This is a genomic window from Roseixanthobacter pseudopolyaromaticivorans (assembly GCF_043195145.2).
Taxonomy (GTDB): domain Bacteria; phylum Pseudomonadota; class Alphaproteobacteria; order Rhizobiales; family Xanthobacteraceae; genus NCEH01.
In genome coordinates this window covers 464,330-480,631 of sequence record NZ_CM195539.1, presented here as the reverse complement: position 1 = coordinate 480,631, position 16,302 = coordinate 464,330, and the positions used below count along the sequence as shown (strand labels likewise).

Annotated in this window: 16 protein-coding genes; 7 read left to right on the top strand and 9 right to left on the bottom strand. The window is 65.2% G+C overall.

Annotation, left to right across the window (positions count from 1 at the left end):
- Positions 1-65 precede the first annotated feature (65 nt).
- The 6 genes from ybaL to V5F68_RS02185 all read right to left on the bottom strand — a co-directional run bounded on the left by ybaL (position 66) and on the right by V5F68_RS02185 (position 5,921).
- Complete coding sequence (gene ybaL, locus V5F68_RS02210; RefSeq protein ID WP_394014670.1) at positions 66-1,973, bottom strand: YbaL family putative K(+) efflux transporter; 1,908 nt, start codon at positions 1,971-1,973, stop codon at positions 66-68.
- 197 nt (positions 1,974-2,170) lie between these two features.
- A complete protein-coding gene (gene leuD, locus V5F68_RS02205; protein WP_394014671.1) occupies positions 2,171-2,776 on the bottom strand; it encodes a 3-isopropylmalate dehydratase small subunit in 606 nt (201 codons plus the stop codon).
- A 76-nt stretch (positions 2,777-2,852) separates the two neighbouring features.
- Positions 2,853-3,410 carry a cytochrome b gene (locus tag V5F68_RS02200; protein ID WP_394014672.1) on the bottom strand — a complete coding sequence of 186 codons (558 nt, stop codon included), beginning with the start codon at positions 3,408-3,410 and terminating at the stop codon, positions 2,853-2,855.
- 64 nt (positions 3,411-3,474) lie between these two features.
- Entirely contained in the window at positions 3,475-3,915 is a 441-nt protein-coding gene (locus V5F68_RS02195; RefSeq protein ID WP_394014673.1) for a metallopeptidase family protein, read from the bottom strand.
- 338 nt (positions 3,916-4,253) lie between these two features.
- On the bottom strand, positions 4,254-5,678 hold the full coding sequence (gene leuC / locus V5F68_RS02190; protein WP_394014674.1) for a 3-isopropylmalate dehydratase large subunit: 1,425 nt from the start codon (positions 5,676-5,678) through the stop codon (positions 4,254-4,256).
- 72 nt (positions 5,679-5,750) lie between these two features.
- The gene (locus V5F68_RS02185; RefSeq protein ID WP_348846615.1) at positions 5,751-5,921 is read right to left on the bottom strand and encodes a hypothetical protein; all 171 of its coding nucleotides are present in this window, start codon (positions 5,919-5,921) and stop codon (positions 5,751-5,753) included.
- Between the two features lie 218 nt (positions 5,922-6,139).
- On the opposite strand from V5F68_RS02185, the gene V5F68_RS02180 reads away from it, so the two are divergent.
- Positions 6,140-6,391, top strand: coding sequence for a hypothetical protein (locus V5F68_RS02180; RefSeq protein ID WP_394014675.1), 252 nt, complete (start codon positions 6,140-6,142; stop codon positions 6,389-6,391).
- Here the strand turns inward: V5F68_RS02180 and V5F68_RS02175 are convergent.
- The 3 genes from V5F68_RS02175 to V5F68_RS02165 form a co-directional block, all read right to left on the bottom strand.
- Entirely contained in the window at positions 6,352-7,638 is a 1,287-nt protein-coding gene (locus V5F68_RS02175; protein ID WP_394014676.1) for an MFS transporter, read from the bottom strand. The genes V5F68_RS02180 and V5F68_RS02175 overlap by 40 nt on opposite strands.
- A gap of 203 nt (positions 7,639-7,841) precedes the next feature.
- The gene (locus V5F68_RS02170) at positions 7,842-9,479 is read right to left on the bottom strand and encodes a phosphoenolpyruvate carboxykinase (RefSeq protein ID WP_394014677.1); all 1,638 of its coding nucleotides are present in this window, start codon (positions 9,477-9,479) and stop codon (positions 7,842-7,844) included.
- Between the two features lie 113 nt (positions 9,480-9,592).
- Positions 9,593-10,312, bottom strand: coding sequence for a HugZ family pyridoxamine 5'-phosphate oxidase (locus tag V5F68_RS02165; protein WP_394014678.1), 720 nt, complete (start codon positions 10,310-10,312; stop codon positions 9,593-9,595).
- A 226-nt stretch (positions 10,313-10,538) separates the two neighbouring features.
- Between V5F68_RS02165 and V5F68_RS02160 the strand changes: the two genes are divergently transcribed.
- From V5F68_RS02160 to V5F68_RS02135, 6 genes are all read left to right on the top strand, one after another.
- A complete protein-coding gene (locus tag V5F68_RS02160) occupies positions 10,539-11,240 on the top strand; it encodes a response regulator transcription factor (RefSeq protein WP_348846619.1) in 702 nt (233 codons plus the stop codon).
- Positions 11,241-11,347: 107 nt separating this feature from the next.
- Positions 11,348-13,153: a sensor histidine kinase gene (locus V5F68_RS02155; protein ID WP_394014808.1), complete on the top strand. Its 1,806-nt coding sequence runs from the start codon at positions 11,348-11,350 to the stop codon at positions 13,151-13,153.
- A gap of 3 nt (positions 13,154-13,156) precedes the next feature.
- Positions 13,157-13,597 (top strand): HPr kinase/phosphorylase, encoded by a 441-nt coding sequence (locus V5F68_RS02150; protein WP_394014679.1) that lies wholly within the window; start codon positions 13,157-13,159, stop codon positions 13,595-13,597.
- Positions 13,598-13,712: 115 nt separating this feature from the next.
- Positions 13,713-14,114 carry a PTS sugar transporter subunit IIA gene (locus tag V5F68_RS02145; RefSeq protein ID WP_348846622.1) on the top strand — a complete coding sequence of 134 codons (402 nt, stop codon included), beginning with the start codon at positions 13,713-13,715 and terminating at the stop codon, positions 14,112-14,114.
- The gene (locus V5F68_RS02140) at positions 14,101-14,439 is read left to right on the top strand and encodes an HPr family phosphocarrier protein (RefSeq protein ID WP_394014680.1); all 339 of its coding nucleotides are present in this window, start codon (positions 14,101-14,103) and stop codon (positions 14,437-14,439) included. Before V5F68_RS02145 ends, V5F68_RS02140 begins: the two co-directional genes overlap by 14 nt.
- Positions 14,440-14,624: 185 nt before the next feature.
- The gene (locus tag V5F68_RS02135; protein WP_394014681.1) at positions 14,625-16,043 is read left to right on the top strand and encodes a sensor histidine kinase; all 1,419 of its coding nucleotides are present in this window, start codon (positions 14,625-14,627) and stop codon (positions 16,041-16,043) included.
- Positions 16,044-16,302: the final 259 nt, after the last annotated feature.

Below are 16,302 nucleotides of genomic sequence, written 5' to 3'. Positions count from 1 at the left end.
CAAGGTCCCAGGAGCCGGAGCCGCCCGAGTTCGGGGTCGGCTTATAGGCGGCGAAGCGCGGCGCGTCAACGCCCTTGGGTCGGTCCCCGCGCGTTGTCCCCGTTTGCCGATGCCATGTCCGCGCCGTTTTCCTGAGCGCTGGCATGGGCTGGCACGGGTTCATCCGCGGCCGTGGTCTCGGCCCCGGCCACTGCAGTTTCGCGTCCTTCGCCAACGGAAGATGCAGATTCCGGCGCCACCGGGCGGGCGGGCAGCGGACCGACGCTGGAGGGGGCATCGTCGGTGCCGTCGCGCAGAACATAGGCGAGCATGCCGCGCGCGACTTCCCGTTCGCCCATGATGATAAAGCCGGCACCGCCTTGGCGCAGATGCTCCACCTCCGCATCGGAATGGGCCCGAGCGATGATTTCAAGGCCGGGGTTGAGTACCCGCGCCTTGCGCAAAACGCTCGCAGCCTCGAAGCCGTCGGGAATCGCCAGAATCAGCCGGCGGGCACCGGGCAGGTTCGCGGCCGCAAGCGCTTCTGGAGCCGCCGCGTTGGCCGGCAGCACCTCGATGTTCGCCTTGCGCAGGGATTCCACGGCATCGCCGCCATCCTCGATGACCAGAAAGGGAATGCCGCCTCCCCGCAGCCCCTCGGCGATCAACCGGCCTACGCGTCCGTAGCCGACCAGGACCGTATGGCCGCTCTGGGACGTGGGAACGAGCACGGCGGGTTGCTCCTTGGCCGGGCGCTCCACGGCCGGCTCGGCCTTCTTGCGCGTCAGGCGCGGCCGCAACCGATCCAAGGCCATGAAGAAGAAGGGATTGATGAGAATGGAGAGGATCGCCGCCGCCAGGATCAAGTCGCGGCCCGCAGCCGGCATCAGGCCGAGGTCGACACCCAGCGCCGCGAGAATGAAGGAAAACTCGCCAATCTGCGCGAGGCTCGCCGAAATCGTCAGGGCGGTCAGCTTCTCGTAGCCGAACACCCGGACGATCATATAGGCGGCGACCGATTTGCCGATGATGACGATGAGCAACGTGCCGAGCAGTTCCAGCGGCTGGCGCAGCAGGATCGTCGGGTCCACGAGCATGCCGACCGACACGAAAAACAGCACCGCAAAGGCATCGCGCAGCGGCAGGGTTTCTTCGGCGGCGCGATGGGACAGCGGCGATTCGCTTAGCACCATGCCGGCGAAGAAGGCGCCGAGTGCGAACGACACGCCGAACAGCAGGGCGGAGCCATAGGCGACCCCCAGCGCGATCGCCAGCACGGCAAGGCGGAACAATTCGCGCGACCCGGTGTGGGCCACCGAGTGCATGATCCACGGAATGACCCGTCGGCCCACCACCAGCATGAGCACCACGAACGCGGCGACCTTCCCTATGGTGAGACCAAGCGTATATTCGATGTTGGACGAGCCAAAGAGCGCCAGCGCCTCGCTGTTCGCCACGCTGCGCCCGCCAAGCGCGCCGGACATGGCGGGCAGCAGAACCAGCGCCAGGACCATTGCCAGGTCCTCGACGATCAGCCAGCCGACCGCGATGCGCCCCTGCTCACTTTCCAGGAGACGGCGCTCCTGGAGCGCCCGCAGCAGCACCACGGTGCTGGCGACCGAGAGAGCCAAGCCAAACACCAGGCCGCCGCCAAGGCTCCAGCCCATCAGATGCGCCAGCCCCATGCCGAGGATGGTCGCTACCGCGATCTGCACCACCGCACCGGGAATGGCGATGGCTTTGACCGACAGCAGATCCTTCAGCGAAAAGTGCAGACCAACGCCAAACATCAGCAGAATCACGCCGATTTCGGCCAGTTCAGTTGCCAGATGCTGATCGGCCACAAAACCCGGCGTGAACGGCCCCGCCACGATGCCGGCCAGCAGGTAGCCGACGAGTGGGGAAACCCGCAGCCGTTGTGCCACCGTCCCCAGGATGAAGGCCAGGACAAAGGCCATCACGATGGTCGCGATCAGGGGAGTGGCATGAGGCACGATCAGGGCTCCGGCGCTAAGGCATTGGATATGCGGGGGGCCGCCCAGGGGGGGACGACAGTGCTAGGCCTGGAGGAGACCCAAGGTCAGCTTAGACCAAACGGTATGGCGACACAGGGACGAGACAGCGGAAAAATCGTCCTGGCGCATAAAAAAGGCGCCGCGGGGGCGGCGCCTGTTCTTGCGTAGCGGGAAGGTCACAGCCAGGAGCGCTGCTCCGCCGCCGTCGCCTCGTAGGTATTGATGCTGGCGCCCTTTTCCAGCGTGAGGCCGATATCGTCGAGCCCCTCCAGAAGGCAGCGTTTGCGAAACGGATCGATCTCGAACCGCACCGTGCCTCCATCGGGGCCGCGGATCTCCTGCGCCTCCAGGTCCACAGTCAGGGTGGAATTGGACCCGCGGCTGGCGTCGTCGAACAGCTTGTCCAGATCGTCCTGTGAGACCACCACGGGCAGAATGCCGTTCTTGAAGCAATTGTTGTAGAAAATGTCCGCGAACGAGGTGGAGATCACGCAGCGGATCCCATAGTCGAGGAGCGCCCAGGGCGCGTGCTCACGCGAGGAGCCGCACCCGAAATTATCTCCCGCCACCAGGATCTTCGCCTTGCGATAGGCCGGCGTATTGAGCACGAAATCCGGATTCTCGCTGCCGTCGTCTTTGTAGCGCATCTCCGCGAACAGGCCGGTTCCGAGCCCCGTGCGCTTGATGGTCTTCAGATAATTCTTCGGGATGATCATGTCGGTATCGACATTGACCATCTTCAACGGCGCCGCGACGCCTTCGACCGTGGTGAACTTTTCCATCGCCTTCCGGCTCCCTTCAGGGCCCGAGGCCCGCCTTATTCGTACAGCGTGAAAGCCGCGCCCGTTCGCCCGCGCCTTAGCGCCGGCCCATGCCGAACAACATGCGTTGCAAGACATCGTCCTTGCGGACGAAATGGTGATACAGGGCCGCGAGCGCGTGAAGCGCGGCCACGATCATCAGCAGGTTCGCGCTATTCTCGTGCACCCACAGAACCTGCCGCGCGAAATCCCGATCCGGGGTAAAGGGCGAGGCAATCGTCAGCAGCCCGAACAGCGAGATGCTCTGCCCCCGCAGGAAGGTCATGGTGATGCCGAGCACGGGCGTCGCGATCAGCAGCACGTAGAGGATCATGTGAACGGCGTGCGAGGCGATATACATAAGCCGCGACAACGCCGCAGACGGAGCAGGAAGCGGCCCCACGGCCCGCACCACCAGCCGCCACAGCACCACGACCAGGAGCACCAGACCGAAAGAGATATGCAGGCCCCACACCGCGCCGCGCTCGGGTGTGCCGCGCGCGAACAGGTCTACCACATAGGTCAGGCCATACACCGTCAGGACGAGCGCCACGGTCAGCCAATGCAGTGAGCGCATCATTATAGTATAGCGATTTTGGGCAACAAGATCACGCATCGCACCGTCCTTGTAAAAGCCTGGCCTGTGTACGCGAGCTCCGCCCGCCCCGTCCAGAACCCATCTAGTCCTCGACCTGCGATTCCACGCGTTCCATGTCCGCATCCGAGAGGCCAAAATGGTGCCCAATCTCGTGGATCAGCACGTGGGCGATGATCTCCCCGAGGGTTTCTTCATTCTCCGACCAATAGTCCAAAATGGGCCGACGGTAGAGAAAAACCATGTTCGGCAGGCGCCCGGTGTCGGCGATGGCCCCGGCTTGCGCCAGCCCCAGGCCCTGAAACAGGCCGAGCAGGTCGAACGGGGATTCGGCTTCCAATTCCTCGAGAACATCGTCCTCCGGGAAATCCTCGACCCGCAGAACCACACAGCCGCACAGGGTCCGGAAGCTTTCGGGCAGGCGTGCGAACGCATCCTCCGCGAGGATCTCGAACGCCTCTAGCGAAGGCGCTTCGCGGCTGCGCCAGGCGATGGCGTTGTTTCTCGCCGTGGACCCGTTGGGCATCGCTTTCCTGCTCCCGTCTCGCCGGCGCTGGTGCCGGCCCCCTACTCCAAGTCGCGCCTAAGGTCTCAAACCTGTGATTATGGTTTCGGAACCATTAACGCCGCCGGGATGTTTAATCACCAGAAGCATTCAGGAGAGTGACCATGCTGCGCAAATTGGCGGTCACCGTGGGTCTGGTGACAATTTTAGGCGTTGCCGCGTATCTGGCCCCGCAGGAAGCCCACGCGGCGACCTTCGCGACCTCGGCATTTTTCAGCTGACAGCCGGCGCTGTCAGACCTCAGCTGCGTAAGCTTAAGGGGCCGGTCCGGCGTATCGGGCCGCCCCCTTTTTGATTCATTAGCCGTTTGGCCAGTGGCGCACGTCCACGAAATGGCCGGCGATGGCAGCGGCCGCCGCCATGGCAGGCGAAACCAAGTGGGTGCGGCCCTTGAAGCCCTGGCGTCCCTCGAAATTTCGGTTCGAGGTGGACGCGCAGCGCTCCTCCGGCGAAAGCCGGTCGGCGTTCATAGCAAGACACATGGAACAGCCCGGCTCGCGCCAATCGAAGCCAGCGGCGAGGAAGATCTTGTCCAGCCCCTCGGCCTCGGCCTGCAGCTTCACCAGTCCGGACCCGGGAACCACCATGGCGTTGACGTTACCGTTGACGCGGTGCCCCTCGACGATCTTCGCGGCCTGCCGCAGATCCTCGATTCGTCCGTTGGTGCAGGAGCCGATGAACACCCGGTCGACATTGATGTCGGTGATCTTCGTGCCCGCAGAAAGGCCCATATAGGCGAGCGCGCGCTTCTTGGCGTCGCGCTTCACCTCGTCAGCGATCAGCTCGGGGTCGGGCACGAGGCCTTCCACTGAAATCACGTCTTCCGGGCTCGTGCCCCAGGAGACGATGGGCGGCAGATTGGCGCCGTCGATGTGAATCTCGCTGTCGAAACGCGCATCGGGGTCGCTGTAGAGGGTCTGCCAGAAACGCATCGCGGCGTCCCATTCGGCGCCCTTGGGGGCGCGGGGCTTGCCCATGATGTAGTCGAACGCCTTCTGGTCCGGCGCCACGAGGCCAGCACGCGCGCCGCCCTCGATGGACATGTTGCAGACCGTCATGCGCCCTTCCATGGAGAGGGAGCGGATGGCGTCGCCCGCATATTCGATCACATAGCCCGTGCCGCCGGCGGTGCCGATCGTGCCGATGATCGCGAGCACCACGTCCTTCGCGCCAACGCCTTCGGGCAGCGGTCCGTCGACCGTCACCCGCATGTTCTTGGCCTTTTTCTGGATCAGCGTCTGGGTCGCCAGCACATGCTCCACCTCGGACGTGCCGATGCCATGGGCCAGCGCGCCGAACGCGCCGTGGGTGGAGGTGTGGCTGTCGCCGCACACGATGGTGGTGCCGGGCAAGGTGAAGCCCTGCTCAGGACCCACCACGTGAACGATGCCCTGACGCACGTCGCGCTCGTTGAAATATTCCACGCCAAACTCAGCCGCGTTCTCGGCCAGAGTCTCAACCTGGAGCTTGCTCTCCGGGTCGTCGATGCCCTGGCTGCGGTCCGTCGTCGGAACGTTGTGATCGACCACGGCGAGCGTCTTGGCCGGCGCGCGCACCTTGCGGCCCGCCATGCGCAAACCCTCGAACGCCTGGGGGCTGGTGACCTCGTGCACCAGATGGCGGTCGATATAGAGAAGGCAGGTGCCATCCTCCTGCCGATGGACCACGTGGTCGTCGAAAATCTTATCGTAAAGGGTGCGCGGGGCGCTGGTTGGCTCGGTCATGAAGAATGTCCTGAGGGTCGTGCGCTCGTCCGCGCAGAGGCGGCAAGCCGAAACGATGACAGTTTGGAAAAGTCAGCGACCGAGCGCAGCCAGGGCGGCAGTGGTGAACCGACCGAAGAAACGGCCCGGCAGACGCACATGGTCCGGTACCGCAGCAAATTCCATCGTGGTGCGCGCGAACGGTCCGGCGGCGCAAAACGCCGCCTTGGACAGGCACATGCAGGATGGATCGGAGCGGTTCATGGCGCTTTTTTAGCAGTTCCAGCGTGGCACGACAATGGACAGACATATGCGCCGAACGCTGCGCTGCAATGGCCGCGCTTCGGGGATTTCCTGTCTCAGGTCTGCATTTCGTTCAGAGCGCCGCGAAAGGCCATGACAAAGCCCTTATTGCTGCGCTGCAGCAAATAGTGTTGCCTTTGGCATAGGTGAAGGGCATGCGGCGCTGGAGGAGAGACATCATGCGAGTGGAAGGCTTTGTCCTCAGTGCTCTCGTCATTGCGGCGAGCGCCGTGATTTTCGGCGATCTCGGACGCGCCGCCGCGCCCGACCAGGCCCAAATGGGGGACGCGGAGGATGCGGCCTACGCGCCTCAAGCGCCCGCCGCAGTGACTTTTACCACCGGCTGCCCCGCTGCGGGCGCGACGGCGCTTCGCTTCCTCGATCAGGGCGCCTACGGCTCCGAAGCCACCCCGGGCTGCGGGCTCCGCTGATCCTCGGCCGGCTGCGCACCGATGGCGGCGCGGATATAGGGCGAGGCGAAGACCCAGAGCAGGAGAGCGACGATCGCCACTCCGGCGAGCGCGAGGAATGCGATGCCGTAGCCGAACCGCGCGGCGAGAAAACCTGCGAGGGCTGGGCTTAGGGCCGCGCCGAGTCCCTGGCAGGTGAGCACGACCCCGAGGCCGACATTCGCATGCCCCGTGCCGCGCAGGATCTGGGCTGCGAGGCCGGGGGTCGCGACGCCGAGCAATCCTGCCCCGACCCCGTCGAGAATCTGCACCGGCACCAACGCATAGGGGCTCTGCCAGAGGCCGGCGATCAATCCCCGCACCGGCAGGGCCAAGAGGGCGAGCAGCAGCACCAGCCAATAGCCCCGCGTGCCGGCGAGGCGGGACGCCAGCAAGGCCATGGGGATCATGGTCAATTGGGCGATTACCACGGTCGCCGCCGTGTAGGCGCTCGGATCCGCACCGCCCTTCGCCGCGATCGCCTGCCCAAGGAGCGGGAGCATGGCGGCATTGCCGAAATGAAACAGCAGCAGGGTCGCCGCTACCACTTGCAAGGGAACGCAGGTGAGCAGGATCCGAAGTGGCGCAGGACCCTGCGCATCAGCCCCCGATTCCAGCCCCCGTGCCGACTGATAATCAATATCCTGGGGGCGAATGAAGGCGAGCGACACGAGCGACGCCCCGGCCATCGCTGCCATAATCACAAACACCGCCGTGACCCCGAAAAAATAGCCGAAGCCGCCCGCCAACGCTGCGGCCGCGAGATTTCCCGCATGATTGAACGCTTCGTTGCGCCCGAGTTGGTGCGCATACCCGCGCTGCCCCACGAGGCCGAGCGTCAGGCTCGCGATCGCCGGGCCGATCGCCGCCGCGGCGATGCCGGTGGCGACCTGCGAACTCGCGGTCAGCCAGAAGCTCGGGGACGCGAGCAAGGCGAGGGAGGCGACCATCACAGCGAGCGCGCACGCCGCGATCAGCATCCGCTTGTGACGCGTGGCGTCCGCCAGGGCACCAAGAGGCGTGGTCGCCAGCATCCCGGCAAGGCCGCCGACGGTCATCACATAACCGATGGTATCGGGCGCCCATCCCCGCCCCACCAGAAAGATGCCCAAAAACGGCCCGAGACCGTCGCGCACATCGGCAAGGAAAAAATTAACCGCTGAAAGGGCGCGCGTGGAGCGACGCAAGCTGGGAGCAACCGCAACACCAGATACCACAATCGTCTGCATGATCCCTCGCCGCCCAAAGCGTTCGCACGCGGCTTTGGTCGCCACGGGCCCCCGGTCGGCGAACGGGCCGGGTTTTCCCGGCCCGCCGTCCCGACACGGCTATAATATTGCGAGGACCAAGCTTGTTCCCCCTCTCTGCGTCAGCGCAGAAAAAAACGGCCCGCCCTTCGGCGAGCCGTCAATTCGTCGCGGGGCGGCGCGCCTCACTCGGCGGCGAGGCGCACTTCCGGCTGAGCCGCACGTACCGCCGCATCCACGTGCTTTTCGAACTTGGCGAAATTGTCCTGGAACATCGCCACCAGCTTGCGCGCCGTGGCGTCGAACTCGCCCTTGTCCGCCCAGGTCTTGGAGGGATAGAGGACGTGCGGCTCGATGCCCGGCACCGAGGTCGGCACGGCGAAGCCGAAATAAGGATCGGTACGGAAGGAGACATCCTTTAGCGAGCCATCCAGCGCCGCCGAAAGCAGGGTGCGCGTGACCTTGATGGGCATGCGCCGGCCGACCCCGAACTTGCCGCCAGTCCAGCCGGTGTTCACCAGCCAGCAATCCACCCCGTGTTCGGCGATGAGATCGCGCAGCAGATTGCCATAGACGGAGGGGTGACGCGGCATGAAAGGCGCGCCGAAGCAGGTGGAAAAAGTCGCTTCCGGATCCTTCACACCCTTTTCGGTGCCGGCCACCTTGGCGGTATAGCCCGACAGGAAATGGTACATGGCCTGGGCCGGAGTGAGCTTGGCGATGGGAGGCATGACGCCGAACGCGTCCGCCGTCAGCATGATGATGTTCTTGGGCTGGCCTGCCCGCCCGGTGGGGCTGGCGTTGGGGATGAAGTCCAGAGGATAGGCGGAGCGGGTGTTTTCCGTCAGCCGCCCGTCGTCATAATCCGGCACGCGGGTAATGGGATCGAGGATCACATTCTCCAGCACCGTGCCGAAGCGGTCGGACGCGGCGAAGATCTCCGGTTCTGCCTCCTTGGACAGGCGGATGGTCTTGGCGTAGCAGCCGCCCTCGAAATTGAAGACGCCGTCCGTGCCCCAGCCGTGCTCGTCGTCGCCCAGCAAGGTGCGGGCCGGATCTGCCGAAAGCGTCGTCTTGCCGGTTCCGGACAGGCCGAAGAACACCGCCACATCCCCCGCCGGCCCCGCATTGGCCGAGCAGTGCATGGGCATGACGCCCTTCGCGGGCAGCAGATAATTCAGGAAGGTGAAGACCGACTTCTTCATTTCGCCGGCGTAGGAGGAATTGCCGATCAGGACGATCTTGCGGGTGAAATCCACCGCGATCACCGTATCGCTGCGCACGCCGTGGCGCGCCGGATCCGCCTTGAAGCTCGGCAAATCGATGATGGTCATCTCGGGCACGAAATCAGCCAGTTCCGCGTGCTCGGGCCGGCGGAGCATGGTGCGGATGAACAGCGAGTGCCACGCAAATTCGGTATAGACGCGGGTTTTGATGCGATAGGTGGGGTCCGCGCCGCCGTAGAGATCCTGCGCGAACAAGGTCTTGCCCTCGGCCGCGGTGAGGAAATCCTGGTACAGCGTTTCGAATTGTTCCGGCGTGATGGCACCGTTGTTGTCCCACCACACCTCGGCCTCGGTCGCGGCGTCGCGCACCACGAACTTGTCCTTCGGACTGCGGCCGGTATGCACCCCGGTCTCGGCCATCAATGCGCCACCAGCGGCGAGGCGCCCTTCCAGACGCTCCAACGCGTGCTCGTACAGCGCCGGCGCATTCAGATTCCAGTGCACGCCCGTCAGATGGCGCAGGCCGAAGCTATCAGCGCCGCAGGCGCTATTGCGAAATCCAGTTTCGAGCACCGAAGTCTCCCTCTTCCGCAGCATGATGCCGGGCGTTTTGTCGCCGCGGGCGTTGTTCCCGCAGGAGGGCGCAGACTAAATCGGTGTTCCGTGCGTGTGAACTCACTTCCTCTGCGATCAAAACGATTAAATTGAATTTAAGCTGCGTTGCGAGCACGCTCAGCGAGTGCAACAAGAACTTGCCGCACTGCAACAACATTTGTAACGCGCTCCGGAAATTCCAGCCGCCGCACCTCGTCGCGGCGCTTGAGATCGCATCCGAAGGGATCCAGTGCCAGCATGGTCCAGCCATCATCCTGTGCCCCAAGAAGCTTGAGCGCATACAAGGCGTTGGCGTCCGCATGGTCGGCGTTCATATGGGCGACGATCCCCGCCTGCACCCCACGGAGCGGCTCGGCTCCGGTCCAGTCGGTGGTGACCTCGGAACCCGGTACGGTCAGGATCCGGCCAAACCCCTGCACGAGGTGCGCTTCCTCCACACGCACCCGATAGAATGCGAAATCGGTGAAATCCGCATATCCCCCCGCCGTTTCATGCCGGGCCAGGAAGCGGGCACGCGCATCGGCGTCTTCTGTTTCGGATATCCGGCCGAGCAGGCTGGCACGCCCGGCGTTGAGGGGATCGGCTGTGGCCGGCGCGGTCACAAGCACCGAGACCCGATCGTCGCGCAGGAAGTTGCGGGTGTGTCGAGCAAGGCGCGAAAGCAGCAGCAGCGGCTGACCCTCGTCATCAAGCGCCATCGCGACCAGCGAAGCATAAGGCGCCCCGCTTTCCTCGAGCGTGGCCAGGGCGGCAAAACCGGCCTCGTGCATCAGGATGCGAACAGCGCGCGCGCCGGTATCCATGTCGCTTGTCATGGGGGTGTTTCCTCCGTGCGGCGCATGTTCCGCTCGCACCCGTCGCGGTCAAGTCCGGGAAGCTCCGGACCCGATAACGGGGCGCGGAAGCGATCCATTTGGAAATTCCCAGTTTTCCCGCTATTTTGGTGGGAGATTCTCACATGGTGTCACATTTCGGCCACGGGAAACGGGTTCACCCCCAAGAGGGTCGCACAACGGCCCACAAGACCTTGAAAGAGGTGTCATGCCCACTATCGCCCTCGTCGACGACGATCGTAACATTCTCACCTCGGTCTCCATCGCTCTGGAAGCGGAGGGGTATCGGATCGAGACCTATACCGACGGGGCGTCCGCGCTCGACGGCTTCAAGACCTCGCCGCCCGATCTCGCCATCCTCGATATCAAGATGCCGCGCATGGACGGCATGGAGCTGCTGCGCCGCCTGCGCCAGAAGACCGACATGCCGGTGATCTTCCTCACCTCCAAGGATGAGGAGATCGACGAATTGTTCGGCCTCAAGATGGGCGCGGACGATTTCATCAAGAAGCCGTTCTCCCAGCGCCTGCTGGTGGAGCGCGTGAAGGCGGTTCTGCGCCGCGTCGGCGCCAAGGACGGCACCGTTCCGCGCGAGACCGACAGCGCCAAGGTACTGGAGCGCGGCCTGCTGCGCATGGACCCCGAGCGCCATACCTGCACCTGGAAGGGCGAACCGGTCACTCTGACTGTCACCGAATTCCTGATCCTCCAGGCGCTCGCCCAGCGCCCGGGCGTGGTCAAGAGCCGCAACGCCCTGATGGACGCGGCCTATGACGACCAGGTCTATGTGGACGACCGCACCATCGACAGCCACATCAAGCGCCTGCGCAAGAAGTTCAAATCGGCCGACGACAATTTCGAGATGATCGAAACCCTGTACGGCGTCGGTTATCGGTTCAAGGAAAGCTGAGGTCGGGCGCCGCCCGGCGCCCCGCGCCCATGAGCATATTCCAGAAGCGGACCGCCGCCGCCAAGGCCGCGCCCCCCTCTCCCGATGCCGATGCGGCGGAAGAGGAGATGCGCGTCTATGAGGCGCGGGGCCGCAAACGCAGCGACGATACCGGCGTCGGCGATCTCTCGGCCGACGGTGCGCCGCCGAAACCGCGCAGCCTGCTCGCCAATCTCGGCCGGCTGCCCCGCTTCGTTGCGTTCAAGAGCTTCTCCAGCCTCACGCGGCGCATCGTCCTGCTGAATCTGGCGGGCCTGTGCGCGCTCGTTTCCGGCATCCTCTATCTCTCCGAATTCCGCGCCGGCCTGATCGATGCCCGCGTGCAGAGTCTGCTGGTGCAGGGCGAGATCATTGCCGGGGCCATCGCGGCCTCGGCGCAGGTCGAGACCAATGCCATCACGATCGATCCGGAGCGGCTCCTGGAGTTGCAGGCCGGCGAGAGCTACGGCCCCTCGGAAGAGGGGTTCGCGCCGCTGGAATTCCCCATCAATCCCGAGCGGGTGGCCCCGGTGCTGCGCCGCCTTGTCGGACCCACCCGCACGCGCGCGCGGATTTATGACCGTGAAGGCGTGATGCTGCTCGACACGCGCTCGCTCTATTCCAAGGGCGAAATTCTGCGCTTCGATCTGCCGCCGCCGACCCAGCCGCGCCCTGGCCTGCTGGAACGCACCTGGCGCGGCTTGCAGAGCTGGATCGGGCGCGGCGACCTTCCGCTCTATAAGGAGCTGGGGCCGCAGAGCGGCAAGGATTATCCCGAAGTCGCCTCCGCCGCGCTCGGGCAGAAATCCAGCGAAGTGCGGGTGGATGAGCGCGGCCGCGTCGTGGTCTCCGTGGCCGTGCCGATCCAGCGTTTCCGGGCCATTCTCGGCGAATTGCTGCTCTCGACCCAGGGCGGCGAGATCGACGAGGCGGTGGAGGCGGAGCGCTTCGTCATCGTGCGCGTGTTCCTGGTGGCCGCCGCTGTCATGGTGCTGCTCTCCGTGCTGCTCGCGGGCACCATCGCCGATCCCGTGCGCAAGCTCGCCGATGCCGCCGAGCGGGTGCGCCGCCGCATCAAATCGCGCGTGGAGATCCCCGATTTCACGTCGCGCTCGGACGAGATCGGCCATCTTTCCGGCGCCCTGCGCGATATGACCAGCGCCCTCTACAACCGCATCGAGGCGATCGAGAGCTTCGCCGCCGATGTGGCGCACGAACTGAAGAACCCCCTCACCTCCCTGCGCTCGGCGGTGGAGACGCTGCCGCTGGCGCGCAACGAGAATTCCCGTAACCGCCTCCTTGAGGTGATCCAGCACGACGTGAAGCGGCTCGACCGCCTCATCTCCGACATTTCCGACGCCAGCCGGCTGGATGCCGAGCTTCAGCGCCAGGAAGCGGTGACGGTGGATCTGAAGCAATTGCTGGAGATGGTGGTGGGCATGGCGCAGGACGTGCGCAAGGACGATGGGGTGAAGGTGGCTCTGAAGTTCGAGCGCGCGCCCGGCGCCGCGGCCGACTTCACCCTCGTGGGCCATGCCTCCCGCCTCGGCCAGGTGGTGGACAATCTGGTCTCCAACGCCCGCTCCTTCTCGCCACCCGGCGGCACTGTCACGGTGACCTGCCGCCGCCTGAAGGATGGTGCCGAAATCGTGGTGGACGACCGGGGACCCGGCATCCGGCCGGACGCCCTCTCCCGCATCTTCGAGCGCTTCTATACCGACCGTCCGGACCATGGGTTCGGCCAGAATTCGGGCCTTGGCCTCTCCATCTCCCGCCAGATTGTCGAAGCGCACGGCGGCAAGATCTGGGCGGAAAACCGCACCGCACCGGCGAAGGACGGTGCGGAGGAGACCGTCACCGGTGCCCGCTTCGTCGTGCGCCTGCCGAACGGCTAGCCCATGCCGCCCGTGAGCATTCATGCCAGCTGCGTGCGGGTGGGCGAATGGGGCGTGCTGATCCGTGGTCCGTCGGGCAGTGGAAAATCCACGCTCGCGCTGCGCCTGATCCTCGATCCGCCCCGTGCCCTCCCGCCTGCTGAGCTGGTCGCCGACGACCGGGTGTTGCTCACCGCGGATGCGGAAGGCGTGGTTGCTGCACCGCCGCCGGAACTTGCAGGGCTCATAGAGGTGCGCCGCCTCGGCATCCGCCGTTTGCTGCACATTGATGCAGCGCGGCTACATCTGATCGTGGATCTTGCTCAACCGGATACCCCGCGCCTGCCCGCTGCTTCGGATTTGAGTGCCCAACTCCTCGGCTTCGACCTGCCCCGCGTTGCATTTTCGCATGAAACTGACGCCGCACTGATGGTCGCGGCGGCATTTAAGACGTTCTCTTACTGATTCGCCCTGTGCTTTTGTGCGATGCACCCCTTGCGTAATTTTTGAGCCGCTCTGAATATGACCACCCCGCAGCGCGGGAGGCCTCCATCGCTTTGATGATGGAGGCGGAGGCAACATGATCGGTCTCGTACTCGTCACCCACGGCCGCCTGGCCACGGAATTCTGCTCCGCCCTGGAGCATGTCATGGGCCCTCAGGCCCAGATTGCAGCCGTTACCATTGGTCCCGATGACGACATGGAGCGACGGCGGCATGACATCATCGACGCCGTGGATCGGGTGCAATCGGGCCAAGGCGTCGTCATTTTGACCGACATGTTCGGCGGCACGCCCTCCAACCTTGCCATTTCGGTGATGAATGCGCCGGATGTGGAGGTCGTCGCGGGGATCAACCTGCCCATGTTGGTCAAGCTCGCGAAGGTTCGCGGCGAGATGCCCCTCTCCGAGGCGGTGGACATGGCCCAGGAAGCCGGGCGCAAATACATCAACATCGCGAGCCGTGTCCTTGCCGGAAAATGACGCTTCCAATGCCCAGCAGGTGAGTGAGGCCTGTGGCGCGCCTGCGCCCGCAGGCGCCCTCGTGCGCGTGCTGCCGATCATCAACAAGCGCGGCCTTCACGCCCGCGCCTCGGCCAAGTTCGTGCAGACGGTGGAGCGCTTCAACGCCACGGTCACGGTATGTCGCAATGGCGAGGCGGTGGGCGGCAATTCCATTATGGGGCTGATGATGCTCGCCGCCGCACCCGGCACCAGCGTAACGGTAACAGCGTATGGAGAGGAAGCGGTCGCGGTGCTCGCCGCCCTCCAGGACCTGGTGGCCGATCGCTTTGGCGAGGGCGAATAACGCGGCAAAACCGTGGCTTGCTCTTCCAATCGCCTTCCGAAGGGCACATTTGCGTGAACAGAGATAACATTCGTCGGCGCGTCGCCTAGGCGCGCCGCGTCGTTCGTCAGTCGAGTATGCTCACGCACAGCACAGCGCCGCAGGATACCGAACCGCGCACACCCACAAGGCGGGTGCGCTTCGGCTTGTCCGGCAAGCTTCTGCTGCTCACCCTGGTGTTTGTGACCGCGGCCGAGCTCGCGATCGTCGTGCCCACCATGGCCAATTTTCGCATCTCCTGGCTTTCCGACCGCGTGGCCGCGGCCCGCATCGCGGCGCTGGTGCTGGATGCCGCGCCGGAGGAGACCATTCCCCCGGACCTCACCCGACAGCTTCTCGCCAACGTCGGAGCCCAGCTCGTTGTGGTGAAAGCACAGGACACCCGGCGCCTGCTCGCCATGTCCGATATGCCGCCAACCGTCGACCAACACCTCGACATGCGTGAAATCACGCCCTGGCACGCCGTGTGGGATGCCTTCGGCACGCTTTTCGCCACCCGGGAGCGGACCTTGCGCGTGGTCGCCGAGGCGCCGCGTGGCGAGGAGTTCCTGGAAATCGTGCTCTCGGAAGCGCCTCTCCAGCGCGCCATGTGGCGTTTCGCGACCACGGTGCTGACCATTTCTCTCCTGGTGTCGGGCCTTGCCGGCGCCCTGGTGTATTTCAGCCTGCACCTGCTGTTCGTGCGCCCCATGCGGCGCCTGACGGAGCGCATGAGCGCCTATCGGGAGGCGCCCGAGGATGCCTCGCGCATCATCACGCCCAGCGGGCGGGGCGACGAGATCGGCATCGCCGAGGAGGCGCTGGCCGAATTGCAGCGCGAACTCTCCCACACCCTCACGCAGAAGAGCCGGCTGGCGGCGCTCGGTCTCGCGGTTTCCAAGATCAATCACGATCTGCGCAACCTGCTCGCCTCCGCGCAGCTGATCTCGGACCGCTTGCTGTCCCTGCCCGATCCGGCGGTGCAGCGCTTCGCGCCCAAGCTGGTGGCGGCGCTCGACCGCGCCATCGCCTATTGCGAGCAGACGCTATCCTACGGGCGCGCGCAGGAGCCCCTGCCCGACCGGCGCGACGTGGACCTCGGCGCCCTGTTCGACGAGGTGCGCGACATGCTGGGCCTGCATCCCGGCGCTGAAGGCAATGTGGATTGGGTGGTGACGCTCGATCGCCCATTGACCGCCGATGCCGACCCGGACCAGCTGTTCCGGGTCATTCTCAACCTCTCGCGCAATTCGCTCCAGGCCCTGGAAGGGCGCAAGCCGCGGCCGGCGGGACGGGACCAGATCCGCGTGGCGGCGCGGCGCCGCGATCATATGGTCGAGATTGAGATTTCCGATACCGGCCCCGGCATTCCGCCAGCCCGGCGCGATCGGCTGTTCTCGGCCTTCCAGGCCTCCGCCCGGGCCGGCGGGACCGGGCTTGGCCTGCCCATCGCCGAGGAACTGGTGCGGGCCCATGGCGGCGAAATCCGCCTTCTGGATCAGCCCGGCGGGGCGACATTCCTGATCACCATTCCCGACCGGGCGCAGGAAGCGCGGCCGCGCGGGCAGCGCCTGCGCGCAGGCTGACTGTTCCATCCGACACCGGCCGCTTGCCGACGAACCCCGGTTTAGGGGCGCTTTCCCGTAGCTTCTCGGTGCTTCAAACCGCACATTCGGCGAAATTTGGCGCGCGACATTTCACTCGCTCCGCCGAAGCCTCAAAAACCCACCCGCCCACTCCCAGCGCGACCGGTCTTCGGACCGAAATCCGCGTTCGGGGAAGCTGACAGGCAGCCTCCCCGCCGCGGCCGGGATGCAGGGAAATATCCACAGGGCGGGAAATGGC

Excerpts from the sequence above, each read along its gene's own strand:
- V5F68_RS02185 (WP_348846615.1), bottom strand. The coding sequence starts at position 5,921 with ATGAACCGCTCCGATCCATCCTGCATGTGCCTGTCCAAGGCGGCGTTT.
- V5F68_RS02160 (WP_348846619.1), top strand. The coding sequence starts at position 10,539 with ATGCCCACTATCGCCCTCGTCGACGACGATCGTAACATTCTCACCTCG.
- V5F68_RS02200 (WP_394014672.1), bottom strand. The coding sequence starts at position 3,410 with ATGCGTGATCTTGTTGCCCAAAATCGCTATACTATAATGATGCGCTCA.
- V5F68_RS02145 (WP_348846622.1), top strand. The coding sequence starts at position 13,713 with ATGATCGGTCTCGTACTCGTCACCCACGGCCGCCTGGCCACGGAATTC.
- leuC (WP_394014674.1), bottom strand. The coding sequence starts at position 5,678 with ATGACCGAGCCAACCAGCGCCCCGCGCACCCTTTACGATAAGATTTTC.
- V5F68_RS02175 (WP_394014676.1), bottom strand. The coding sequence starts at position 7,638 with ATGCAGACGATTGTGGTATCTGGTGTTGCGGTTGCTCCCAGCTTGCGT.
- V5F68_RS02195 (WP_394014673.1), bottom strand. The coding sequence starts at position 3,915 with ATGCCCAACGGGTCCACGGCGAGAAACAACGCCATCGCCTGGCGCAGC.
- V5F68_RS02155 (WP_394014808.1), top strand. The coding sequence starts at position 11,348 with ATGCGCGTCTATGAGGCGCGGGGCCGCAAACGCAGCGACGATACCGGC.
- V5F68_RS02170 (WP_394014677.1), bottom strand. The coding sequence starts at position 9,479 with ATGCTGCGGAAGAGGGAGACTTCGGTGCTCGAAACTGGATTTCGCAAT.
- V5F68_RS02150 (WP_394014679.1), top strand. The coding sequence starts at position 13,157 with ATGCCGCCCGTGAGCATTCATGCCAGCTGCGTGCGGGTGGGCGAATGG.
- V5F68_RS02180 (WP_394014675.1), top strand. The coding sequence starts at position 6,140 with ATGCGAGTGGAAGGCTTTGTCCTCAGTGCTCTCGTCATTGCGGCGAGC.
- V5F68_RS02165 (WP_394014678.1), bottom strand. The coding sequence starts at position 10,312 with ATGACAAGCGACATGGATACCGGCGCGCGCGCTGTTCGCATCCTGATG.
- leuD (WP_394014671.1), bottom strand. The coding sequence starts at position 2,776 with ATGGAAAAGTTCACCACGGTCGAAGGCGTCGCGGCGCCGTTGAAGATG.